This is a genomic window from Puia dinghuensis (assembly GCF_014642875.1).
GTDB classification, from domain to species: domain Bacteria; phylum Bacteroidota; class Bacteroidia; order Chitinophagales; family Chitinophagaceae; genus Puia; species Puia dinghuensis.
Window position 1 is genome coordinate 1214682 of sequence record NZ_BMJC01000001.1, and the last position, 25473, is coordinate 1240154.

Here is a 25473-nt window from a genome sequence, read left to right on the forward strand (position 1 = left end):
TATGCTAAAACCTATCTTATTATCACTGCTCCTCCTGCCTCTGCTGAGCACCTGTCAGAACAACAAACCCACAGCCCCGGATCCCGATTATGTAAAACATAATTTCGACAAGACCGAGGTCAACATCCCGATGCGCGACGGGCGGCGGCTATTCACCGTCATCTATGCGCCAAAAGACCATAGCCATCCCTGGCCCTTCCTGATGGAACGAACACCCTATTCGGCCGGGCCCTATGGCGACACCATCTATAAGCGGGGTATTGGTCCTTCCGGCCGGCTGATGCGCGACGGTTATATCTTCGTCTACCAGGATGTCCGCGGCCGCTACATGAGCGAAGGCGATTTCCAGGAGATGACACCCGCAAAGGACCATACCCGAAATTCCAAAGCAACGGATGAAAGTACCGACACCTGGGATACAGTGGACTGGCTGTTGAAGCACGTACAAAACAACAACGGGCGCGTCGGCCTCTGGGGCATCTCCTATCCCGGCTTCTATGCCTCCGCATCACTGCCCGACGCCCACCCGGCCATCAAAGCCGTCTCGCCACAGGCGCCCGTCACCGACGAATTCATCGGCGATGACGCCAATCACAACGGCGCCTTCTTCCTGCTCGACAACTTCGACTTCGACAACTTCTTCGACATCCCCAGGCCCACACCCATAAAAGACTACGGCCGTACCCTTTTCCGTGCCGATATCCGGGACGCCTATCAGTTCTTCCTCGATCTCGGTCCGCTGAAGAACAGCAACAACGCGGAGTATTTCAACAACCAGGGCAAGATCTGGAACGAATACCTCGGCAACTCCACCTATGACGACTACTGGCAGGCGCGTAACATCCGCACCCACTTGAAGAATATCCGCCCTGCCGTACTGGTTGTTGGCGGCTGGTTCGACGCCGAAGACATGTTCGGCGCCCTGCGCACCTATGAAGCCATCGAAAAGCAATCCACCCCAAACGACAATCACCTCATCATGGGCCCCTGGACACACGGCGCCTGGGCCGGTGGCAACTGGACCCGGTTTGGCCCGCTTGACTTCAAACAGAATGTCAACGAATACTATCACGAGCTGGAAACTCAATTCTTCAACCACTACCTGAAAGATTCAGCGGCGCAGCCACTGGCGGAAGCTACCGTCTTCGAAACAGGCTCCAACCAATGGAAACAATATGCTACCTGGCCGCCGAAGGAAGCCACACCGGTGAAATTCTTCTTACAGGATAAGGGCGGCCTGTCCCGCGAAGCCCCCACCCCGGGAAGTTTCGACGAATATACCAGCGACCCGGCGCACCCCGTTCCCTATATCGACGGTATCCATGGCGGCCGCGACAATCAATACATCGTCACCGACCAGCGCTTTGCCGCCCAGCGATCGGATGTGCTCGTTTACCAAACCGATCCACTGACGGATTCGCTAACCGTCACCGGCCGGTTAAAGGCGGATATCTTCCTTTCTTCAACAGGCACAGACGCCGACCTCATCGTAAAGCTGATCGACGTGCTGCCCGCTAGGGAAGACGGCATTATAACCACCACCGAGCCAACCGGCTACCAGCGCCTCGTTCGGGCGGAGGTCTTCCGCTGTAAATTCCGCAACAGCTTCGAGAAACCCGAACCCCTGGTACCCGGACAACCCACCGAAGTAGCCTTCGACATCAACGAGATAGCCCATACCTTTAAAAAAGGCCACCGCATCATGGTCCAGGTGCAAAGCAGCTGGTTCCCCCTCGTCGACCGGAACCCGCAGACCTTTGTCAATATCCCGACCGCGACACAAAACGATTTTCAAAAAGCAACCATCCGCATCTATCATGACGCTTCCCACCCTTCAGGGATAATATTGCCGGTGCTGCGATAAAGAAGCCAGGCAATCGTTTGCTTAAGTATGCTAAAGGAATTTTCCTTTATATTCGTCGCATGAGCAAAAATATCCTGGCCATGCTCGGGCTCCTCGCCCTGGGCATCTTTGTACATGCCCAACCTGCGGCTATCATCCCTCAACCCGTCAGTACCCAATGGCACGACGGTCATTTCTTTATCGACGCCCACACGGTCATCGTAGCGGACGAAAGCGAAAAACCCTCGGTTGATTTCTTCAACGACTATCTCCAACGTTTCTACGGCCTGCGGCTCCACACCGGCGCGGCTCCAACCAGCAACTATATCCTGCTCAAAACACAACCCACCGGCCAACCAACGGATGGCCGTTACACCTTGAGTGTAACTCCCGGCGTCATCACCATCACAGGCGATACGCATCCCGGCACGTTCTATGGGATGCAGACCCTCATCCAGCTGCTGCCGGTGAGTCCGTTCGAGAGTACCTCCAACGGCCCGGCTATCCGGCTCTCCGCCGACGGCAACCTGGCCATTCCCGCCGTGTCGATAGAGGATTATCCCCGCTTCGCCTACCGCGGTCTTCACCTTGACGTCGGCCGGCACTTCTTTCCCGTAGACTTTGTCAAACGCTACATCGATTACCTCGCCCTGCATAAGATGAACTACTTCCACTGGCATCTCACCGAAGACCAGGGCTGGCGCATAGAGATAAAGAAATACCCCCTGCTCACGGAGGTGGGCGCATGGCGCAGCGGCACCATCATCGGTCATCACCCCGGCACGGGCGATGACAGCACCCGGCACGGCGGTTATTACACGCAAGACCAGATAAAAGAAGTGGTGCAATACGCGGCCGAGCGCTATATCACCATCATCCCCGAGATCGAGATGCCCGGCCATGCCACAGCCGCCCTGGCATCTTACCCTTACCTGGGTTGCACCGGCGGGCCGTATACGATACCCCACAACTTCGGCGTCCATAAAGACGTATTCTGTGCCGGCAACGACAGTGTCTTTACCTTCCTGCAGGACGTCCTCGACGAAGTCATGACCCTCTTCCCGTCAAAATATATCCACATCGGCGGCGACGAATGTCCCAAGGATAGCTGGAAGGCCTGTCCCAAATGCCAGAGCCGCATAAAGACCCTGGGTCTGAAGAACGAAGAAGAGCTGCAAAGCTATTTTGTCCAACGGATAGAGAAATACCTCAACTCGAAAGGCCGCCAGGTCATCGGCTGGGACGAGATCCTCGAAGGCGGCATCGCCCCCAACGCCACCATCATGAGCTGGCGTGGCGAGAAGGGCGGCATCGACGCGGCAAAACAACACCACAACGTGATCATGACGCCCGGCGATCATGTCTATTTCGATCATGCCCAGACCCACAACGACGACTCGCTCACTATCGGCGGCTATCTGCCCCTGGAGACGGTGTATAGCTATGAACCCGTGCCAAAAGAATTGTCCGGCGACGAGACCAAATACGTACTGGGAGCCCAGGCCAATATCTGGACGGAATACATGGCCAACACGCGTAAAGTGGAATACATGATCTTCCCCCGGCTCAGCGCACTTAGTGAAGTCTTGTGGAGCCCGAAGGAAAGCCACAACTACATGGACTTCCAACATCGTCTCGCCACACAATACAAACGTTACGCCCTGTGGAAGGCAAACAGCTACCAGGTGTATTTCAAACCGACCGACAGCCTGGTACGGCAAAAGATCGCACAATGGCAGGACAGCAAGTTCGGCCTGCTAATGCACTGGGGAACGTATAGCCAATGGGGCGTCGTCGAGAGCTGGAGCATCTGCCCCGAAGACGAAGGCTGGGAGCAAAGACATGGCGCCTATTCCGCCAATTATTTCGATTATGTGCAGGCCTATCAAAAATTGCAGACGACCTTCAACCCCGTCCATTTCGATCCGTCGAAATGGGCCGCGGCGGCAAAAGAAGCAGGTATGAAATATGTCGTCTTCACCACAAAGCACCACGACGGGTTCTGTATGTTCGACACCAAACAGACGGACTATAAGATCACTTCCGATCAAACCCCTTTTCATACCAACCCGAAGAGTAATGTCGCTAAAGAAGTTTTCGACGCTTTCCGCCAAAACAACTTCATGATCGGCGCCTACTTCTCCAAACCGGACTGGCACAGTACAAACTACTGGTGGCCCTATTTCCCGCCGAAAGACCGCAACGTCAACTACGACCCGGCCCGTTATCCTCAACGCTGGCAGGCATTCAAAGACTATACCTATAACCAGATACAAGAGTTGATGACGGGTTATGGAAAGATGGACCTGCTTTGGCTCGACGGCGGCTGGGTGCGACCGTTATCTACCGTCGACCCCGGCATCGACTGGCAACGGGGCATCCGCTATGACCAGGATGTCGATATGCCGAAGATCGCCGCTATGGCCCGCAACCATCAACCGGGACTCATCGTGGTCGACCGCAGCGTCCCCGGAGAATACGAGAACTACACCACCCCCGAACAAAGCGTTCCGGTACACCCCATGGACGACCCCTGGGAAACGTGCATGACGATGGGAGATTCCTGGAGTTATGTCCCCCACGATCATTATAAGCCCACCACCCAACTGATACAGCTGCTGGTAAAGATCGTCTCCCGCGGCGGCAATTTCCTGCTGAATGTCGGCCCGTCACCGGAAGGCGACTGGGATGATACGGCCTATGCGCGGCTAAAGGAAATAGGCGCCTGGATGAAGATCAATGGCGAGGGCATCTACAACAGCCGCCCCATCAGCCCCTGGTCTTCCGGTAATGTCTACCTGACCCAATCCAAGGACAGCAGCAACGTCTATGCCTTCTTCCTCGGTGAAGGAAAGGATGTCGTCCTGCCGGCAGAGGTAACAATCAACAATTTCTCCGCCCGGCCCCAAAGCCACGTCACTATCCTGGGTCGTAAGGAAAAATTGAAATGGCGGCAGGAAGGGAAGAACATGATTATCTCCGCGCCGCCCAATATCCACGGCGATTACGCAATAACTTTCAAAATATCCAAATAAAAAGGCCCACAGGGCCTTTGTCCGAAGGACCATCATTAGCCGTTTTGGGCCGGGGCGTATTTTTCCCAAACGCCCTACGGCCCAAAACAAGAGGGGGCCAAATGGCCCCCTCCGCGTTTGAATGGTCACAATCGGCTCATTCCATGAGCCGAAAGACTTTGACAGGCGCATCATTCATCCCAAAGAGCAGGTCATCGCCGATGATCTCGATGCTGCGGTTATCTCCCCTGAGGGTTAATCCCGATCGGGCGGGTGGCAGATAACGGAAATTGCCTTTGCCGTCGTTCAGCAGCACCACTCCATGATTCGCATCGTCCCGGCCGAGAAGTATCTTATTGTAAATATTATTCCCGCACAGGATCAGATCTTTATGGCCGTCATGGTCAAGGTCAACTGCCGCGATCGAATATACGGGCGAATACTGCACCTGGATGGGTAGCTCCCTTCGTTCGAAGCCCTTACCCGTGTTCCGAAGCCAGCAGCTTTCGAAGGTATTCGCGGTCAGCGGCCGCAGCGACCGCAGTTTCTCTTCCGGTATCACATCCTTGATCGTAGCGCTGGCGTAGACCTCGTAGTCATAGAACTTCTTTTTCAATGAAGGCACCTGCGCAAGAATGTCATCCATGGGGAAGAAAGGATAGGATACATGATCATTATAACAGGTCATCATCGGGTCCGGGATACCATTGTTGTCGATATCCGTGGTATACAGTTCAACGGGCTCCGTCGGTGAAGCATGCAGGGGGGAATTGAGGCCGTAATTGCCCAGCACCAGGTCGTCGTACCCGTCGCCGTCGAGATCGGCCACCAAGATCTTGTGCCACCAGCCATTGCTGGCAAAAGGAATGTATTCGCTGCTCCGGTCGACCAGCCGCCCCTTTTCATTGACAAACACCTTCACCGGCATCCATTCTCCTACCACAACAAGATCTTTAACCTTGTCGCCGTTGACATCTATCCAGGCGGCATCGGTCACGATGCCCAACTGCCTCAGCGCGGGGTTCCACTCATCTGTCGCATCTCTGAATCGCCCATGCCCGTCATTGATATAAATGCTACTGCCACAGCTGCGGGGATAGCCACTGGGCACTACCGAGCCACCTACAAAAAGATCAGGTTTTCCGTCATTGTTCACATCGCAGACCCGCACACAACTCTTGCTGCCGGTGTTTGGCGGCAGGGCATCCCGTTTCCGGGTAAAATGGCCCGTGCCGTCATTGATATAGAGTCGGTCCTGTAATGCCGGGGAATTCTCTGCATATTCATATCCCCCGCTTACTACGTAAAGATCGGGATGACCGTCACCATCGGCGTCAAAGAAGACGGCGTCCACATCTTCACTCAGCGAATCGGCCAATAATGCCCCGGCCGGAGAGCGGTCGCGGTCGCGGACAAACCGGTGATCTTTCGTCTGGACATAAAAGGCGCCGGGGTTGCCTTTAGAGCCCCCGATAAAAAGGTCTTCGAGCCCATCGCCGTTGATATCCGCCTTTGCCATACACGGCCCGTTATGCGAATAATAATGAGGCAACATATGTTGCCGGGTGAAATCGCGTTGGGGGTCTTCATGATGCGTATAGTCCATCACCCCAGTGGCAGGAGCAAGGAGGGGCTTCGCCCGCGGCCGCTCATAGCTAAACCGTTCCCCCGCATCCGCCTGCGCCAGCGTCAGCAAACGGTTTACGCCAACCCCGGTCAACAGTTGAGTCCGGTCGTCCGGCCAGATGATACGCAGTGAATCCAGCTGCTGTAGCTTTCCAAGCCCGAGATGCAGCGTCATGTCCTGGCTGGACTGAAAGCCCCGCACCGGTTGCTGTTCCACATAAAAGGTCTGGCCGCCGCCATAACCATACACCTTGGCGCCATACCCAAACGAATTACCTTTATCTCCTTTCAGCTGGATGCGCAGGTAATTGTTCTTTAACAGCGATTCGCTGTTGTTGCGATAGATGCCCGCATATTCATCCTGGTTGCTGACGATGAGATCCAGATCTCCATCATTGTCGAGGTCGGCATAAACAGCGCCATTGGAAAAGGTCTTATCATCCAGGCCCCACTCCGCAGCCTTATTTACAAACCGGTCGTTACCTTCATTGTGATACATAAACTTATTCAACAGGATACCCTTCATCTTTGCCACATACTCGCCTACGGCGACAGCCGGCGCGCCCTGCTTTATCTTTATGGCCTCATCGATGGAATATTTAACGAACTCGATGTTGGTATTGTCACGTTTGTACCCGTTGGTGATAAAGATGTCCTTCCGCCCGTCGTTATCGAAGTCGGCGATCAGCGGGCTCCAGCTCCAGTCGGTGGCGGCAATACCCGCTAACTGCCCGATCTCGCTAAACGTGCCGTCCCCATTGTTCTTTTGCAGGCTGTTCTTCATATACTGGTAATAATATCCCTGGCTGAACAGGTACTGAAACTTGTCGAAGTTATCCCCCCCGACATGCATCTTCAGATCGTGGTTGGTCGGCGGCAGCATATCCAGTTCGAGGATCTCGGGTAGCCCGTCATTATCGAGATCGGCAACATCGACCCCCATCGAATACTGTGAGGTATGATCGACCTTTTCGCTTAGCTTGTCCGTAAAGGTACCATCATGGTTGTTGATATAGAGGTAGTCCTGTTCATTGAAATCGTTGGCCACATAGATATCCGGCCAGCCGTCCTGGTCGATATCGGCCGTACTGATTCCCAGGCTGAAGGTTAGCACATTCGATCGGATGCCCGCCTGCGTGGTGACATCGGTAAAATGTCCCCCGTCATTGCGATAGAGGTGATTGCGCAAGGTGCTGTCGGATGGCTTATTGCGCAACTGTGAATAATCAAGCAACCCCCGGGAATATTCGGGTGAAGATTCATTTATGACAAACAGATCGAGATCGCCGTCTTTGTCATAGTCGAAAAAGGAAGCCTGGGTAGAATAGCCGATATCGGCGAGCCCGTATTCGGCGGCCCGCTCGGTAAACGTGTTATTCCCGTTGTTGATAAAAAGCAAATTGCTCCGGTAAGCCTTATTGGTCAGGCCGGCCCGGCAGACATAAATGTCCAGCAGCCCATCTCCATTGACATCGGCCATGGTAACACCCGTGCACCAGCCTTCTTTGATGGCCACACCGGCTTTCTCGGTGATGTCTTCGAATTGAAAATTGCCTTTGTTGAGGAATAACCTGTTCTTTACCATATTGCCCGTAAAGAAAAGATCGGGCAGACCATCGTTGTTGATATCCCCCACCGCAACCCCGGCCCCGTTGTAGAAATACGGGTTGACCATAACGTTGAATCCTTCGTTATCCTCCTTAAGAAGGTTGCGGAAATTCACACCCGTACGCGACTCGGGCAGTCGCGTAAACAACCTGGACCTATCCTCCATACAGGAGGATAGGCCCAGGATAACTAATAAGATATATATCGGTCTGCTCATAAGATCAATTCACGTCCCACCACAACGGCGTACCACCCGTATCGGGTCCGCCAAGCTTCTTGACAGCATCCGCAACTCCATTGGGATTGGTGTTTCTTTCACTGAGGGCGAAGTTGATCCGGCGGATGAATTTGGCCGTGGGGATGGACCCATTGCTAAAGTTCACGACGTTGGGATAAAGCTTGGGATAGAGGGTACGCCTGAACTCCGACCAGGCTTCCTGGCCGTCGGGGAACATCGAGATGTATTTCTGGGTAATGATGCGCTCGAGCTTCTGCGCGAAGGTAGCGGAATTATCCCATTTGATCGTGATGGTGCTCAGGTAAGGCGAACCGGTGGTGATATCGTTCTGTCCCGGCGTGATGGCCTTGGGATCGATATACTGGGCACAGGTGCTGGTTGCGTCGGCCAGGTAGGCGGTGGCATCCAGGCCGTACTGCGCAAAGGATTGCGTGACCCCGCTATTGTAATCCGTTCCCGCATTGCCTGCGCCGGCCCATCCGCGAAGTGCGGCCTCCGCTTTCAGGAACCAGGCTTCGGCAGCAGTCATCAACTGGACGAAGTTGGCGGCTCCATTCGCGGCGCTGTAGTTCGGGAAGGTAATAGGCTGGGAATATCCTTCATACCGTCCTTTGGCATCGATGTTGATCCCGTTGCGAACCCCGATGACCTTGCCGGCAACGGCCGGATCAGTGGCAGGAACCGCGTATTTAGGAGCCCGGGGATCACTATAGCCTGTGAGATAGGATGCCAGCGGCGCGCCGAACCGGCAGTCCCCCCAGGAGTTGTTCATCGTATTCAGCGGGTGAGTGAAAGTGCCGATGTTGACGTTGAAATTATCTGCCGGTGCCGTCATCAGCCCGATGGGGTTGGCCAGCGCTGCCTCGCCTTCCGCCTGCGCCTTTGTCGGGTCTATAAGCGAGATGCGAATGGCCAGTCGTAATTTTAGCGTATTGGCGAACTTTACCCATTCTTTGAAGTCTCCGCCGTATACCTGGTCGAAATTGGTAAGGGTTTTGGGCGCATTCGCATTTTGCGCCAGCGGCGTAAATACGGCCAATGCGGAGTCGAGGTCGGTGAAAAAGGCGTAATAAGCATCCTTCTGGGAGTCATAGGTGATGCTTCCATCGGAGTTTACCTGACCGTAATGCGAGTAAATGATCGGCCCGTAAATATCGCTCAGCCGGTGCATGGCTTCCACGCGCAGGATCTTGGCCCAGGCGGAAAAAACGGGATACTGGGTCCCGGCATTCTTCAATACGGCCTGAACAGGGGCCATCACGTCGTTATAAGCATCCGCCCAGGGTTGACCATTCCAGCCGTCCACCAGGGCATAGGTCATGTTGTTCTGGTTGCCGAGGAAGGGTGTGGGGCTTGCCATATAACCGGAATAGTTATCCCCGATGAGGTTTTGCTGCAGTTGGGTATCCCAGGCGGGTTGCGCCACATAGATGTCCTGCTGCACCTGCACAAGGGGCTGGCCCAGCAATTTGTAGTCGGCAGCAAGGTCCTCGTTGGAAATGCCGAAGGGATTCGTATTGTATTCGTCAAATCGCTTGGTACAGCCGCCCAGCAGCAGGCTGCCGGCGAGGATCGCAAATCCCGCGACAGTGAAGCGTTTTTTTATAGTACTATAGTTCATAATTAATACGATTAAAGTTTTAACTCGTTAGAAGGCGACTTTTACACTTGCACCGATGCTCCGCGTGGAAGGCTGGCTGAAGGTTTCAATGCCTTGCAGGCTGTTGCCGGTAGACATCGACGTTTCCGGATCGAAAGGTGCATCCTTATGGAAGAAGAAAAGGTTTCTTCCGATGACGGCTACCTTCAGGGAATTGATCCAGGAAACATGCGTGGGGATGCTGTACCCAATGGACAGCTCTCTCAGTCTTACCGCCGTGGCGCTATACATGTAAAATTCGGTGAGGCCGTTGCGGTCGCCCACGCTCTTGTAGAACGTCTGAGCCGGGATGAGACCCGAATAGGTGGTACCGGTAGAAGCATCGGTGGCCTTGATATTCACCCCACCGGCGTCCCGGGCTGCCCCGCTGGCTTTGCTGTCGCCGTATTCATCCAACACCGCCTGGGTCATGCTGAGGACCTTGCCACCAAAACGACCGTCGATAAGCAGGCTCACTGAGAACCGGTCGATATCGAAGCTGTTATTCCAACCCAGGGTATATTTGGGATTGGGGTTACCAACTAATCCAAGCGAATCCGAACCACCCACCGTTGACAGCTTGATGGCGCTGCCGTCGTGATTGACCATAATGGTCCCGTCCTTGGTATTGCGCTTGAACATATACCCATAGATATCACCCCACTGGCCCCCCTGCTTGATCTCCGACTGATACATGTTCACGCCCGCACTCGAGAGAATAAAGGCATTGCCGGGTCCTGCGCCGGGCACATTCGCATCCGACAGTTGGATCACCCGGTTCTGATTGGCAGCGAAGTTGATAGTGCTCGTCCATTTGAACTTCCGGGTCTGCACCGGCACAACGAATGCGGTCGCTTCGACCCCGGTGTTCTGGATATTGCCCAGGTTAAGGTAGTAGGTTTGGTAGCCTGAGCCAAGCGGCGCAGGTATCTCCATGTATTGGCGATAGTTGTTGTTCTTATAGTACGTAACATCCACCCCTACCCTGTCGCGGAGAAAACGCCATTCCGTACCAGCCTCGAACGACCGGTTGTCCTCGGGTTTAAGATAGGTACCCGGCAGGAAAGTCTTGGTGTTCGTCACCGATCCCGTCTGGTTATTGATAGTGTTCTGTGGCGGGTTGGTGCTATAGATCGATACGGCATTTCCTACCCTGGCATAGGAGATCCTGACCTTTGCGAAGGTGACCGCCTCCGGCAAATGAACCGCATCGGAAAGGATGAAGTTAGCCCCGGCCGAATAATAGAAATAGCCGGAGTTCTTAGTGGGCGTGAAGGCAAACGTCGAGGACCAGTCGTTGCGGCCTGTGACGTCAAAATAGAGATACTGCTTGAACCCGAGTTCCGCGCTCCCGAAAACGGCCTGCTGCTGGGTCTTCTGATCAAATTGCTGGCTCACCAGGGCGCTCGGAGTGATAAAGGGTAACCCGAATTTGTTGGCGAACCAAAGTCCTTGTGCATCATTAGGATTCGTATCGAAGGAAATATCCGCCAACTTGGTATCGTTGATGCTTGACCCCAGGTTCACCTGCAGGTTCCAGTCCGGTGTCAGGTTCTTGTTGGCCATCAGGATAACGTCGCCATACAACTGTGTATTCACATCATTGGCATAGGAATAGCGACCGTTGGGCGCCGACTGCACCGACTGGGTGCCGGCATAAAATCTCGAATCAAAAATATCCCAGGATTTGTCCACGTTGCCGCGGGCCTGGATGTTCAGCCAATCGAGCAGCTTGAATTTCAGGCTCAGGTTGGCGATGACGCGATCGCGCTTGTCTATACGGGGCATCCGGTTGAGGATCCAGTAAGGGTTCTGTTCATGGTCCTGTCCGATAAACCCTTTTTCATAATTGATATCGAACCAGTTTTGCAGGTTTGTGTTCCGCAGCACGGAGAAGTACTGATAATTGTTCTTGTATTGATCGAAATTCCGTCCGCGGGGGAAAAGCTCAAGCCCTGTAAGCGGGTTGGCATACAAACCACTTACAGGCCGGTTGTCTGCTTCCTGGTCGACGAAATTAAGATTGGCGTCGGCCGTCAGGCGGTCATTCAGGAATTTGGCCGTTTCACGGAAATTAAAGATATGCCGGATAAAGCTGGCCGTCGGCTCTATCCCCTTGCTGGATGTATTGCCGTAGGAAAAATATGTTTGGGACTTCTCGGTGCCGCCGGCAAGGCTCACCGTAGTCACTTCCGTCAGACCCGTGTTGAAAAAAGGCTTGACATGATCGGGTGCATTCACCACCGGCCCCCAGCTGTTTTCATTCGTGGTGTCAGTTGCCGCCACTCCGGCGAGCCCCTGACCATATTTGAATTGCAAATCCGGGTAATACATGGGCTTTTCAGCCGTCAGATCAGAAGAGACATTGATCCGGGTCCTGCCGGCCTTACCGCTCTTGGTAGTAATAACGATAACCCCGTTGGCGGCGGCGCTTCCATAAAGCGCAGCACCCGACGCGCCTTTTAAGATGGTGACGCTTTCGATATCGTCAGGGTTGAGGTTGGAGATACCATCTCCGCCGTCCCGCCCGGAAGTGCCGGCGCCGGAAGACTGGCCCCAGGCATCCGTGGGCTGGGCAGGGCTGTAATTGGCCAGCGGGATACCATCGATAACATACAGCGGCTGGTTATTCTGCGTAGACTTGTTCCCACGCAGCACCACGCGGGCCGAACCGCCGAGACCCGAGGCGCTCTTGGTAATGGTCACCCCGGCGACTTTGCCCGTAAGGCTGTTGACAAAGTTGGCGTCCTTCACCGTGGTGAGATCGGAATTGGCCAGCTTCTGGGTCGCATAGGTAAGATCCTTGGCCTTGTGCTGGATACCGAGCGCCGTAACAACCACCTCGTTGAGTTGCAGGTCACTCGCCTGCAAGGTGATCGCCAGGTCGCCGTCACCGACAACTACTTCCTGTGTCTTATACCCAACGTAGGAGACGACCAGCACATCGCCTTTTTTGGCATCGATGGTAAAGACACCCGAAGCATTGGTGGATGTCCCCCGCTTGGTGCCCTTGACGGTCACGCTGACGCCGGCGATAGGCGCACCATCGGCACCGGCGATCTTCCCCGAAATAGGCTCGAATGTGGGAGCCGTGATCAGGTTATCGGCTACCGGTGATATGATCATATTCCGGGTGAAATCTACCGGCCTCGCCTCCGACGCGGAATTGCCGGCCGTAGCGTAAAGGATCACAAAGGTCTTGTCACTAACCTTTTTAAATTTCAGCCCGGTGTTCCTCAACACCTGCTCCAGGGTCTTTTCAATGCTGCCGCTACCGTTGCCGGCAGGCAGAGCATTCACCAGTTTTGTACCAAGAGATTGCTCGGAAAAAAGGAAATAGATCCCCCGCGTCCGGTTCAATTCCTTCAGCACCTTGAACAAGGTCGCTTTCTGAAGGTTGTCGGCGGGTTGATCCGTGTCCGGGGCTCGTTGATCCGTCACCATGACATTCTTCCTTGCATAGGCATAGGTAGACTGCGCATGGGCGGTAGCAAAACAAACCGCTTGTACGCCCAGCATGATGCCGAGCACGCGAAGAGTGCAGCGCATTTTTCTCATTTTTGCAGCGTTTGATTGATAAAAAGAAAATGAAACTTTAGTTATTGAATGGTCCTTAATTCGTTTTGTCTTTGATCATGATGTTGTCGCCGTCGCGGGTGATATCGAAATCTCCCGTAGCCTGTAAGGTCGCCAGCAACAGATCGAGGTTGTTTGTCTGGATGATGGCATAGATCTTCTTTTCTTCGACGGCCGGCCCCGATGTCGTCACTTGGACGCCGAAATTCTCCCGCATCACCACGATCAGGTCCCTCAAGGGCGTGCCGTTCATCTGCAGCTGATGTTCTTTCCAGGCGATGACACTATCCACTTTCACTTGCTTTTTACGGAGGTCGTCATTGCGGAATTCCACGAAATCCCCGGGAGCCATCTTTACAACCTTCCCTTCTTCGGTGTGGAGAATGACACTGCCTTCCTTGAGCGTGACATTGGCTTTGTCACTCCGGTTGACGACATTGAACTGGGTGCCCATGACAATGATATCGAAGTGATTGACGTGTACGATAAACCGGCTTTTCAGGGGTGTCTTAGCCACATGAAAAAAGGCCTCTCCCGTAAGCCAAACTTCCCTGTCCTTTCCATCCTTCCAGCCTGAAGAGAAGCTCAGCTTACTGTTGGCATTGACGACAACACTGCTGCCGTCGGGGAGAAGGTTTTCTTTCACTTCGCCATAGGCGGTATGTACCATCGGTTGCGAACGGAGGGACAACTCCCGGATCATATAGACTCCGGTTGCTACTAACAGAACAGCGGCGGCAGCCATCCACCAGCGCCGGGTAGAAAGAACCGGACGCCGGTGCTCTTTAGGCTCCGTTTCCCGGTAGCTTCTGTTCTCCGCTTCACGGATTTGCTGCAACAACCGCATCTCGGCCTGTGTCAGCTGATCCGCCGTAATTTCCGGTTCGTCGAGGCGGAGGGATTGGAGAAATGCAACGGCCTGCTCCGCGCGTGCGCGGTGAAGAGGGTCTGCAGCCATCCAGGCTTCCCACTGCCGGATACAGCGGGCATCCGTTTGAAAATACCAGGATAAAAACGATTCGTCCGATAAAAGATCCTCTACCCCGATATAGTTTTTTGACATAGCAGTAGCCCTCTGACAGTAAAAGTGTCAACGCCGATAGCTTTGTAATGAAGTTTTTGTAAATTTTTTTTATTTATCCCACCAAACCCGGGAATTCATCTTATCCCCGCCGGACAACCGCGAAACGGCATCGGTATAATTGGATCCATTAGCGGAAGCCTCGCTCTGTGGGTAGGTAAATCGTCGGGGGATGGTGCCCCCAGTGACGTTTCCAGGGTAGTTGACAGGCGTCAGTGCCGGGTAGCCGCTTCGCCGGAAATTGGCAAAACATTCGTTCTCATCCATAAATCCGGCGATCCAGTATTGGTCATTTATCTGTTCGAGTCCCTGTGCCGCATTGTAGGGGTGCGCGGCAAGCCAGGCATCGATCGACGCCTCGTCCGGCCCAGCGCCCGCCTGCAAAGCCAGTTGCTGCATCGCACCCCGCACCCCGGCGTTATAATATTGTGCGGCATCGCCAACGATCCAGCCCCGTTGGGCGGCCTCTGCCAGCAGCAAGGCCGTCTCCCCATACGTGAGAAAGAAAGTAGGCACATCGAGGCGGGCAAAGGTATACCGGTTGACGACCGAATAAGCTTTCTGATCGCCGGGCCAGCCGGGCGCACCAGTGAGATCGTGGGCGCCGCCGCTATTCGGTGGATCGTATCCTCCCGGCTGACCCAACTGCCGGGCTGCAGTAGTATCACCCTTGTCGGCCGGCTGACCGGGATTTGCGCATACAGTTGCCAGGTAGGAGAGACGGGGGTCGGCCGTCGACCGCAGGAATTGTACAAAGGTGGCATGGAGACGGTAACCATTGGGATCGTTTCCCAGCAAAATGAGCCCGTTGCCGTTGACAAACGGTGTTCCGGTGACATTCTGGTGATGTACCATCGCATTGGCGGCATTCCCCGTCATCACCCCACCCTGCACCGCCGTCTGCACCCATTGCCCGGCAGTAACCGGGTCTGCCTTGGAAAGCCGCATCGCCACTCTGACCATCTCGGAATAGGCAAATCGCTTCCAGGAAAGCGGGTCGCCGCCATATAACAGATCGGCAGCCCCGATGGTGTTGGGCCGCCCGGGGTCGAGCGCTGTGGCCGCATCCCGGAGTTCGTGGAGGATGTCCATATAGATATCCTGCTGCCGGTCGTAGTGCGGTGCAGTGATGCCGCCGATATACCCGAGCCCGGCCTGGAAATAAGGGCAGTCCCCATACATATCCGTCATCCGCTGAAACATAAAGGCCTTGAAGATGCGGGCTATCTGGTAGAAATTGAAGGAAGCAGTATCTTTTTGCACATGGTTTATCACTTCCACGATGTCGGCGATGCTGTTGGGATAGTTGGCGTCCCAGTAGGCGGAATTGTAATTTCCGTTATAGAAGTATTTATCGCCATCCCAGTAGGAAAAAGTGGACGACAGGTGCTGGATCATACACCCCGAATAAATGAGATTGTTCCGCCAGTCCTCGAAGCCATTGCCATCCGAATTGCCGGCAGTGATCAGTTCGGCATTGGTGAAAAGATAGTTGAAATTTATCTGGCTCCCGGATATCGCCGTAGGGTCGGTATTTATCGCCACAAAATCCTTCTTACACCCGCTGGCGGCCAGCAGGACGCAAAAGAATAACAACAGTTTCGATCTCCCTCTCATCCGGTCAGAATTTTATATTCATATTGAATCCCCAGCTCCTTGTCGCAGGATAGCCGGTCAATTCCAGCCCCTGCCCATTGGTATTGTTGATGCTGGACTCGGGGTCCACATTGGGTACATGTTTCATCAGGATAGCAAGATTACGACCCACCAGCGAAAAATTCAATCCTTTTATAAACCGCTTCTTCAGCGCAGTGGCCGGGACGGTATAGGTCAGTGTGGCCGAACGCAGCTTGATAAAACTCGCATCATAGACGAACTCCTGCGCAATATGGTCCGTACCCCCGGCGGAAATATCCTGGAAGTATTGCTGCGCCGGTACGACAAACGTATTAGGGTGGCCGTTCTCCAGCACGCCTTTCCCGACATATCCCCCATCCCTGCCCGCCAATGTCGCCTTTTGCAGTCCATAATAATAAAGGAGCAGGTTGGTGCCGGAATAGATCTTTGCGCCAAATTTGAAATCCACCAGGGCGGAAAGCGTCAACCACCGGTAATGCAGCTCATTGGTGATGCCACCGGTTTGCTTATAGACGGTAGACCCCAGCGGCACTACACCGGTAGGTTCCGGCTCACCCGCCGGAGCGGGATTGCTGACCCCATCGCTATAGATGATATTACCCTTTGCGTCATGCCGGTAAGCATAACCCATTATCTGGCCATACGGCAGTCCCACGACATTGCTGATGCTCACCTCGCTGCCCCAGCGGGGATAGGCGCCATTGATCACGATGCTGGGAAGACCGCCGATATAAAGCACCTTGTTATGGTTGATGGCATAGTTAAAGGAAAGACTCCAGCTGAAGTTGGTCGTCTTCACCGGCGTCGCGGTCAATAGTCCTTCGATGCCGGTATTACGGATACGGCCGATGTTCTCGATATACTGGCTATACCCCGACGTTGTGCTTACCGTCGTCCTGACTATATCATCCGTCGTCTGTTTGCTATACCAGGTGAGATCGAGGCCCAGCCGGTTATGGAAGAACTGCGTACTCAGCCCTATCTCTCTCTCCGCGATGCTCACCGGGCGAAGGTTGGGGTTGGGGATAAGGCCACCGGTAGCAATATAGCCAAGCGGCTGACCAGGAAGGGAATAACTCTGTATCCCATATACCAGGGCGTTCTGATAAGGTTCTGTTCCATTGGAGGATGCCGCGTAGGAAGCCCGTAATTTTCCGAGACTCACCCAGCCGGGCAGCCGCCAGACTTCAGAAAAAAGAAAGCTTCCCGATACGGAGGGATAGAGAAAATCATCGGTGTTGATGTTCAGCGTCGAGAACCAGTCATTGCGGGCGGTCACATTCAGGAAAAGATAATTCCGGAAGCTCAGGTCGGCGCTGCCATAGATGCTGTTTACGCGGTAGCGCCGGAGATGCGAGCTATAGGGAGGATTGATAATATCGGCTGCATTATAATTCCCCGCCACAAGGAAGGGGCCCGCGGCCCGGTTGTTGGAAAAAGGGACAGCGCCGATACCCGATATCGTGGAGGAATTATCCTGGCGGTTGGCGCCAAAGTCGGCATTGAAATTTAGCTCAGACGCCAGCTTTTTATGCGCTCCGACCATAAAACTCGTGTTCAGTTCGTGATAATCGACTTCGTACTGGGTAAGGTTCCCGCCATGAACGCCGTCGCTACGCGTATACTCGACACCGGAAGGAACGATATTGGTCACATCGAGCAGGTAGCCGTCGCGCGTCACCTGGCCCTGGACATACAGCCAGTCCAGCAAATGGTATTTTAACGTAAGCCCACCGGTTAACCGGTTGCGGCTGGTCATATCCTGGTAATCGTAGGCGATGTAATAAGGATTCTCGAAATAAAGATCGGTGGTGCCGGGCAGCCATTCCGTCCCATCGGGATGGGCGGTGTGTGTCTTCATCCAGCGGATATCAAATGAATTGGCCAGGTACATCGGGGCCGCGATCACATTGCCGGCGTCGTCGGAGAGCGAGACGCGGTTGGTCACGTTCTCGAAAACATAGTCCGCCGTCAGGTCCATTTGCAGCCGGTTGGTCACATAATAAGTGGAGTTGAGGTTGAATCCCTGCTGCTTCATAGAGGAATTGGGTACAACGTCAGCCAGGTGGAGATCGGAGATCCCCAGCCGGAAATGGCCTTTGGCATTGGCGCCGGTGAGCCCCACCGAAGGCTGGTTCATGACCCCGGTGCGGAAGAAATCCGCGAAATTGTTTTTTGCCGGGCTGTACGCATAATTATCGCTAAGGTAATTCACGGCGGAGGTCCCATCCATCCTGGCCCCCCAGCTATAATAAGGTGCCGCCAGCGCCATCTGGCCGGTCGTTGGCTTTATCCCCGAAAGCCCCTGGCCATAGACGTACTGATATTCCCGTTCGTCCATCACCGTATTCACCGTCAGGTTATTATTCACCTGTACGCCGATGCCATGCGTTCGGGAGCCGGACTTGGTCCGGATAAGAATGGCGCCGTTGCCGCCGCGATATCCATACAGGGCGGAGGCCGCTACCCCCTTCAGCACGAGAACGGATTCGATATTGTCAGGATTCAGATTGGACAACCCGTCACCCAGATCCTGTCCGCCGTATTGCCCGGCGCTGCTCTGCGTAGTATTATCATATGGGATGCCGTCTACGACGAATAGCGGTTGATTATTACCACTGAGCGATGCATTCCCGCGGATAAGGACGCGACTGCTGCCATAAGGTCCCGTCGCATTCTCCGCTACGCTGACCCCCGCCACCTGGCCCGCAAGGGCATTACCCAGGTTGACGGCTCTCGCCCCGGTGAAAAGCCCCCCATCCAGTTCATCGGTAGCATACCCCAGCGACCGTTCCTGTTTTTGAATGCCAAGGGCCGTCACCAGCACCGCGGTCAATGGCTCTTCGGAGGCGTCGAGGAGGATACCATCGGCTCCGACACTGCCTGCTGCCATCTTTTTTGTTTGATAGCCGACAAAGGAAAAGACAAGCGTGTCCTCCCTGGCTGCTTCCAGCGAGAAGGCGCCGCTGAGATCGGTGATGGTTCCTTTTTGGGTATGCTGGATGGTGACACTCACCCCCTGTAAATGCTGACCATCATGCGCGATGACATGGCCTGTGACAAACTGCATCCGCGGTGGGGCCGCAGAGACCGTCGCCGGGTCGGGGTAGTCCGGCGTAGCAGTCGAGTCGCTGGTACTGGCGGCGGGGCGCCTGTCAAGGATGACAAAGGTTCTATCGTCCACCTTCTTATAGCGAAGACCGGTATTCTTCAACACCTGGGTAAGTATCCTTTCGATGGAGATGCCGGGCGTCATCACCGGTCCGTTCACCGGGGTCCTGGCAAGAGATTGCTGGGAGAAGAGAAAATATACTCCACGCACCTTGTTCAGCTCGATCAGCACATCGATCAACGGCCGCCGGGACGGATCAGCCGGCAATTGCTGCGCCCGTATCCGGGATGAGCCGGTGAGGATGAGACCGAGAAAAAATACAAGCAGAAAGCCGTAAAAGCTTGATTTTCTCATGGTGCAGTGTTTGGTATGTGCGCGAAGCTCTATCGAACCGCTTTCAGCGGTTCCTGGATCACTTCTGTCCGGACTGGGCGGCAATCACAATCTGGTCGTCCTTTCGGATGATGTTGAACTCCGAGGTCGCTTCCAGGGCCTGCAACAGGACATCCAGGTTGTTGTTGGGCAAAATGGCCGAGATGGTGCTATCCCCGAGCGAAGCATTCTCCAGTTGTATATGGACTCCGTAATGATCATTGACGATGGACACCAGTTCCCGCAGCGGCGTTTTGTCAAATACCAGTTTCATGTCCTTCCAGGCGGTGACGCTGTCAGGCTGGACAGTTCTTTTTTCCAGTTCTTTTTCAAAGCTCACAAACTCACCGGGCGTCATCGTCATCTCCCTCCCATCCTTGCCGTGAAGGATAACACTCCCTTCCTGCAGCAGGACATTCTCGACACCATTGCGGTTGACGACATTGAACCGGGTGCCGGTGACGATGATATCGAAATGGTCGGTATGGACGATAAAGCGGCTGTTCGAAGCGGTCTTCCGGACATGAAAGAATGCCTCGCCGTTGAGCCACACTTCCCGGCTGGAGCCGTCCTTCCACCCTTTAGAGTACTGCAGCCGGCTGTTGGCATCCATCGTCACTTCGCTGCCATCGGGTAATTCGCGATGCACGACTTGCCCATAAGCCGTCTTCATTACCCGGTCGCCGGCCGAACGGATGGCGACAACGACGACACCGGCGCCAAGTAGAACGAGGACGGCAGCAGCGACCATCCAGCGGCGATAACTATACAGGTTCAACAGGCCAGCGCGAGCTTGAGAAGTTTCGGCGGCCGGGATTTCATCCAGCCTGCTAAGCAGCGCCTTCTCTGCAGCCTGTATGCGCTGTATCGGAACCTCTGTCTCGCGCACCCGCACCGTGTCAAGCAAGGCTACAGCATCCCGGACAAGTTGCTCCCGATCGGGATGGCCCGCCATCCATTGATCCCAGTCCTCCGTATCCTTTGCACCCGATTTAAAATACCAGGATAGAAAAGACTCATCCGCTAAAAGCTCTTCCGGCTCTGTGTAATTTGCTGACATAATATGGTTCTGGGGCTCCGCGGCTCCTGGGCATAAAGATAATTTCCAAAACCGTGATTGCCCGTTTTTTTGATCTTTTTTGCCAAATCCGCTAAAATATTTTTTCCCGACAATAGGTTTAGTGTATTTTCCTTGTTGAATAATGCTCAACCACCACCCTTGAACAGTGCCAACCAGGACATAATGCTTTGGGAATCCTTTCGCAAAGGTGACAAAGAAGCCTTTGCAACGCTTTTCCGGGTGCATTATGAGGCCCTCTTCCGGTTTGGCAGCAAGTTCACCACTGACACTACCCTGCTGGAAGATTGTATCCAGGAATTGTTTATCGAACTCTGGCAGGCCAAATCTGCGACACCCGTGCTCTCGATAAAGGCATACCTTCTTAAATCACTAAAATACAAGCTGTTAAGAGCATTCAGCAAGAAGGGGAAAATGATCCCGCTCGCCGGTGGCGCCGACATCGCTTTTGAATGGAGCCATGAGATGGCCCTCATCAGTAAGCAGGATAGCGATGAGAAGAAACAACGGGTGCTGAAAGCCATGGGCCGGCTCTCCAACCGGCAAAAGGAGATCATCTATCTTAAATACTACCAGAACCTCAGCTATGAGGAAGTCAGCGAGATCATGAACATCAATTACCAGGTGGCCCGCAATCTCCTTTATCAGGCGATCAAATCCCTCAAGGCGCTACTCGCCGGAACAATGGAGATTTTTTTGCTGTTTCTTTAGCAGATTTTTGTCGCAACAATGGTTACATTTTTGGGACAACAAACACCTTGATGTAAATTCGCCCCGGTTTTAATAATAAAAACACTCTGATTTATGAGCATGGTAGACTCGTTCGAGAAAATCCCGGTAAAAATTTTCAGTTCTTTGGAAGAAGGTTCCCGTTTTATTGGAAAAGAGATCGCAACGCTCATCCGTGAAAAGGAAGCAAAAGGGCAAAAGATCGTCCTGGGTCTTGCGACGGGTTCCTCACCCAAATCGCTCTATACCGAACTGGTAAGACTGCACCGTGAAGAGAAGCTGAGCTTCAAGAACGTGGTCACCTTCAATCTCGACGAATACTACCCCATCGATAACGATGCCCTGCAGAGCTACAACCGCTTCATGAAAGAGCAGTTGTTCAGCAAAGTGGATATCAACCCCGCCAACTGTCATATTCCTAACGGCCAGTGGAAGAAAGAAGATATCAAGCAGCGTTGTCTGGAATACGAAAAAATGATCGAAGAGGCCGGCGGCATCGATCTGCAGATCCTGGGTATCGGTAATAATGGACATATCGGTTTCAACGAGCCGGGCAGCAGCATCTATTCGCGCACCCGCCTGGTGCCGCTGGACAACTCCACCCGCATCGCCAACTCGCACGACTTTCAGAATATCTCCGCAGTACCGCGGCTGGCGATCACGATGGGCATCAGCACTATCCTCAAGGCCAAACGCATCGTCCTGATGGCCTGGGGTCAGCTCAAGGCGCCCGTCATCCAGAAAGCAGTGGAAGGCAATGTCACCGAACAGATACCGGCCTCCCTCCTGCAACAACATAATGATTGCATTTTCGTCACCGATGAGGTAGCCGCATCCGAGCTTACCCGCTTCAAATCGCCCTGGCTGACGGGGGACACAGTGTGGACACCGGCGATGGTGCGCAAGGCCGTCGTCAACATGGCCCTCAAACTGGGCAAGCCCATTCTCAGCCTCACCAACAGCGATTATAATGATAATGGTCTCAGCGATCTGCTGGTGGAAAAAGGCGATGCCTATGAGACCAACCTCCAGGTCTACTATCTGTGTCGGGACAGCATCACTGGCTGGCCAGGCGGTAAGCCCGGCGCCAACCTGCCCACGCATCCCGAACGGTCGGAGCCCTTTCCCAAACGCTGCCTCATCTTCTCGCCCCATCCGGACGACGACATCATCTCCATGGGCGGAACGTTCATGCGATTGCACGACCAGGGCCACGACGTACATGTCGCCTACCAGACCTCGGGGAATATCGCCGTCACCGATGAATTCGTCACCCGTTTCCTCGATTTTGCCGTAGGCTTTGAGCAGCTCTCGGGCATCGATAGCAGCAAATCTTCCCAAATCCTCGAGCAGGCTACCCGTTATCTGAAGACAAAGAAGCCTAGCGATATCGATACCCCCGAGATTCGCGCCATCAAGGGCCTCATCCGCCGTTGCGAAGCCAAGGCCACCTGCCGTTATGTGGGACTGAAAGACGAGAACATCCACTTTATGAACCTTCCCTTTTATGAGACGGGAACGATCGAGAAAAAGCCCATGGGCGAAGCCGATGTGCAAATGACCGTCGATCTCCTGCGGAAGCTCAAGCCCCAGCAGATCTATTGCGCCGGTGACCTCGCCGATCCGCACGGGACGCACAAGGTCTGTCTCGACATCGTCTTTGAATCCTTGCGCCGGTTGAAAGCCGCAGGCGACGAGTGGTTGAAGGACTGCTGGCTCTGGCTCTATAAGGGCGCCTGGCAGGAATGGGATATCAGTGAGATCGAGATGGCCATTCCCATGAGCCCCGACCAGGTGATGAAGAAGCGCTTTGGCATCTTTATCCACCAGTCGCAAAAGGATATGGTTCCCTTCCAGGGTAGCGATAGCCGGGAGTTCTGGCAACGCGCTGAAGACCGAAATGCCAATACCGCCAACCTCTATGCACAATTGGGTCTGACCAAGTATGCTGCTATGGAGGCGTTTGTAAGATGGCATTATTAATCGGCCAAAAACCTCGCATTAAGTTTGTGTTAATTTAATCTTTGCCTTATTTTTGTGGCTTGTCTAACTCACAAACACTCTTGGTCGCCGTACGGCAGGAATGGCAGGAAGCCTGGCTTATCACTGCTTTTCGTCGGCGGGTAATGGCAGGACTCGTCGTTTTAGTCACGGTATTATCGCTTCTCCCGCTCTTCTTCCAGGCGATCGAGCGCCGACATGGGGTGGTATTGAATGACGCCGTGCTGCGCATGCTGCCCCCCCATAATGTCTCGGTAGCTCTCTTTATTGTTATCTGGTCCTTCACCGCATACTGCCTCTTCCGCGCCGCACAAACACCGCAGATGTTCCTTACTTATCTGTGGTCATTCATTTTCCTATGTGCATTACGGATATTGACGATAACCGTCGTTCCGCTGGATCCACCGGCGGGATTGATCGGTTTGGTCGACCCGGTGAGTAATTTCTTTTATGGCTCGGATAAGTTCGTGACCAAGGACCTTTTCTTTTCCGGCCATACCTCCTCGGTATTCCTGTTGTATCTGACGGTCCCCGGTAAGACGGATAAGAAGCTCGCGCTGGCTGTTACGGCGATCGTCGGTTTTTTGCTGTTGGTACAGCATGTGCACTACACCCTGGATGTGCTGGGCGGGCTGTTCTTCAGCTGGGTGTCTTACCAGTTGGCAACACGGGTCGTATTGCGCTAGGGGGCCTCGCGATCAAAAAATGTGGATATAAGTATCTATAATCTGCTTAAATTTATAAGCTGCCTGTGCGTTAGAGATTCGGCTGCTATCCATCGGGTAATGGTTGGCAGTACGAGAATAGGGCGTATATTTGCGTGACTTTTTATTGACAGCAGTAGGGGCACATCAGGAAAACCCAAGAAAATAGATAAATATTGCTTTTCCGAACGAAAAGAGGAGCAATGTTGTAGTATATTTATTTACGTTTATCGATAAAAGCGAGGCAAATTAACGTCGAAAATACTAATTTTCATACATTTGATACTTAATGAAGAATTCACAATTTGTTAAAACTCAATTAACCCAATATTTCAAAGCGCTGAAGCGGAAAGGGATGGACCCTTCCTTTTCTTAAATAAAGCTAGCATTTATGAAAAAATTCGAATGCCCCGATTTTGTCTTGGGAGATAAGCTAACGGAAGAACAATTTAACTTTTTCGACAAGTATGGAGTTATCATTTTTAGGAATTTTCTGAATTCGGAGACCGTTCAATTATTCATACAAGAGCTCAACAGGATTGAAAAACAATGGCTGGATGAAGGCCGGGATAAGGTCAACGGTATCCCGTTGAAATTTGGAAAGGATCAGGACGGCAATAAGATGATCCAGCGGATGTGTTTCCTGTCCCTGTACAGCAAGCCGCTGCATGAAATGCTGCAGGATCCTCGTGTCCAGGCGCTTGTCGGCCTGTTATATCCTTACGAAGGCCGGATCAGCGAAAATGAGAAGGATGGATTGATCCTCAACCACTATGTCCGGATGCCGGAAAGCAATTTTACCCAGATGGGTTGGCATACCGACAGCCCCCGCGATCTGTTCCTTGGGCAGAAGATCATGCCCATGCTGAATGTGGGACTTCACCTGGATGACACCCCATTCGAAAATGGCGGGTTGCGCGTATTGCCGGGTACCCACAAACAGGGGATACTGCGGCTGCTGTTCGGCAAGAAATACTTCATCGACAATAATCCCGATCGCCGCGAGATCGGTTTCGACCTTTTTGCGGGTGATCTTACCGTGCATGACGGCCGCATCTGGCATCGTGCCCAGCAGTCGCCGCTCTATGGAGAAGCCAGCCGTCGCCGCGTGATGTATGTGCCGATCATCACGGGAAAATATATGCCGAAAGATGCGAATAGCAAGACGCCCTTTTATCATCGGTTTGCCTCGAAAGTACAGAACTAAACTAATT

The 25473-nt window shown here is 53.6% G+C and carries 13 protein-coding genes; 6 read left to right on the forward strand and 7 right to left on the reverse strand.

Annotated features, from left to right (window positions below; translation table 11 throughout):
* Window position 1: 1 nt before the first annotated feature.
* Together IEY39_RS04805 and IEY39_RS29715 are read left to right on the forward strand one after the other, a co-directional pair.
* Window positions 2-1864: a CocE/NonD family hydrolase gene (locus IEY39_RS04805; RefSeq protein WP_188929048.1), complete on the forward strand. Its 1863-nt coding sequence runs from the start codon at window positions 2-4 to the stop codon at window positions 1862-1864.
* A gap of 59 nt (window positions 1865-1923) precedes the next feature.
* Window positions 1924-4878 carry a family 20 glycosylhydrolase gene (locus IEY39_RS29715; RefSeq protein ID WP_229688772.1) on the forward strand — a complete coding sequence of 985 codons (2955 nt, stop codon included), beginning with the start codon at window positions 1924-1926 and terminating at the stop codon, window positions 4876-4878.
* Between the two features lie 136 nt (window positions 4879-5014).
* Here IEY39_RS29715 and IEY39_RS04815 read toward each other — a convergent pair whose 3' ends face one another.
* From IEY39_RS04815 to IEY39_RS04845, 7 genes are all read right to left on the reverse strand, one after another.
* Window positions 5015-8308, reverse strand: coding sequence for a VCBS repeat-containing protein (locus IEY39_RS04815; RefSeq protein ID WP_229688773.1), 3294 nt, complete (start codon window positions 8306-8308; stop codon window positions 5015-5017).
* Window positions 8309-8312: 4 nt separating this feature from the next.
* Window positions 8313-9950 (reverse strand): RagB/SusD family nutrient uptake outer membrane protein, encoded by a 1638-nt coding sequence (locus IEY39_RS04820; RefSeq protein WP_188929050.1) that lies wholly within the window; start codon window positions 9948-9950, stop codon window positions 8313-8315.
* A 27-nt stretch (window positions 9951-9977) separates the two neighbouring features.
* Window positions 9978-13517 carry a SusC/RagA family TonB-linked outer membrane protein gene (locus tag IEY39_RS04825; RefSeq protein WP_188929052.1) on the reverse strand — a complete coding sequence of 1180 codons (3540 nt, stop codon included), beginning with the start codon at window positions 13515-13517 and terminating at the stop codon, window positions 9978-9980.
* Between the two features lie 64 nt (window positions 13518-13581).
* On the reverse strand, window positions 13582-14607 hold the full coding sequence (locus IEY39_RS04830) for a FecR family protein (RefSeq protein WP_188929054.1): 1026 nt from the start codon (window positions 14605-14607) through the stop codon (window positions 13582-13584).
* Window positions 14608-14676: 69 nt separating this feature from the next.
* Window positions 14677-16242, reverse strand: coding sequence for a SusD/RagB family nutrient-binding outer membrane lipoprotein (locus IEY39_RS04835; protein WP_188929056.1), 1566 nt, complete (start codon window positions 16240-16242; stop codon window positions 14677-14679).
* A gap of 4 nt (window positions 16243-16246) precedes the next feature.
* Complete coding sequence (locus IEY39_RS04840; RefSeq protein ID WP_188929058.1) at window positions 16247-19729, reverse strand: SusC/RagA family TonB-linked outer membrane protein; 3483 nt, start codon at window positions 19727-19729, stop codon at window positions 16247-16249.
* Window positions 19730-19787: 58 nt separating this feature from the next.
* Window positions 19788-20807: a FecR family protein gene (locus tag IEY39_RS04845; RefSeq protein WP_188929060.1), complete on the reverse strand. Its 1020-nt coding sequence runs from the start codon at window positions 20805-20807 to the stop codon at window positions 19788-19790.
* A gap of 159 nt (window positions 20808-20966) precedes the next feature.
* Between IEY39_RS04845 and IEY39_RS04850 the strand changes: the two genes are divergently transcribed.
* From IEY39_RS04850 to IEY39_RS04865, 4 genes are all read left to right on the forward strand, one after another.
* On the forward strand, window positions 20967-21536 hold the full coding sequence (locus tag IEY39_RS04850) for an RNA polymerase sigma factor (protein WP_188929062.1): 570 nt from the start codon (window positions 20967-20969) through the stop codon (window positions 21534-21536).
* A gap of 93 nt (window positions 21537-21629) precedes the next feature.
* On the forward strand, window positions 21630-23537 hold the full coding sequence (nagB, locus tag IEY39_RS04855) for a glucosamine-6-phosphate deaminase (RefSeq protein WP_188929064.1): 1908 nt from the start codon (window positions 21630-21632) through the stop codon (window positions 23535-23537).
* A 59-nt stretch (window positions 23538-23596) separates the two neighbouring features.
* Complete coding sequence (locus IEY39_RS04860; RefSeq protein ID WP_188929066.1) at window positions 23597-24241, forward strand: phosphatase PAP2-related protein; 645 nt, start codon at window positions 23597-23599, stop codon at window positions 24239-24241.
* A gap of 409 nt (window positions 24242-24650) precedes the next feature.
* Window positions 24651-25466 carry a phytanoyl-CoA dioxygenase family protein gene (locus IEY39_RS04865; RefSeq protein ID WP_188929068.1) on the forward strand — a complete coding sequence of 272 codons (816 nt, stop codon included), beginning with the start codon at window positions 24651-24653 and terminating at the stop codon, window positions 25464-25466.
* Window positions 25467-25473: the final 7 nt, after the last annotated feature.

Coding starts and splice junctions, on each gene's coding strand:
- IEY39_RS04805 (WP_188929048.1), top strand. CDS start 2: ATGCTAAAACCTATCTTATTATCACTGCTCCTCCTGCCTCTGCTGAGC.
- IEY39_RS29715 (WP_229688772.1), top strand. CDS start 1,924: ATGAGCAAAAATATCCTGGCCATGCTCGGGCTCCTCGCCCTGGGCATC.
- IEY39_RS04815 (WP_229688773.1), bottom strand. CDS start 8,308: ATGAGCAGACCGATATATATCTTATTAGTTATCCTGGGCCTATCCTCC.
- IEY39_RS04820 (WP_188929050.1), bottom strand. CDS start 9,950: ATGAACTATAGTACTATAAAAAAACGCTTCACTGTCGCGGGATTTGCG.
- IEY39_RS04825 (WP_188929052.1), bottom strand. CDS start 13,517: ATGCGCTGCACTCTTCGCGTGCTCGGCATCATGCTGGGCGTACAAGCG.
- IEY39_RS04830 (WP_188929054.1), bottom strand. CDS start 14,607: ATGTCAAAAAACTATATCGGGGTAGAGGATCTTTTATCGGACGAATCG.
- IEY39_RS04835 (WP_188929056.1), bottom strand. CDS start 16,242: ATGAGAGGGAGATCGAAACTGTTGTTATTCTTTTGCGTCCTGCTGGCC.
- IEY39_RS04840 (WP_188929058.1), bottom strand. CDS start 19,729: ATGAGAAAATCAAGCTTTTACGGCTTTCTGCTTGTATTTTTTCTCGGT.
- IEY39_RS04845 (WP_188929060.1), bottom strand. CDS start 20,807: ATGTCAGCAAATTACACAGAGCCGGAAGAGCTTTTAGCGGATGAGTCT.
- nagB (WP_188929064.1), top strand. CDS start 21,630: ATGAGCATGGTAGACTCGTTCGAGAAAATCCCGGTAAAAATTTTCAGT.
- IEY39_RS04865 (WP_188929068.1), top strand. CDS start 24,651: ATGAAAAAATTCGAATGCCCCGATTTTGTCTTGGGAGATAAGCTAACG.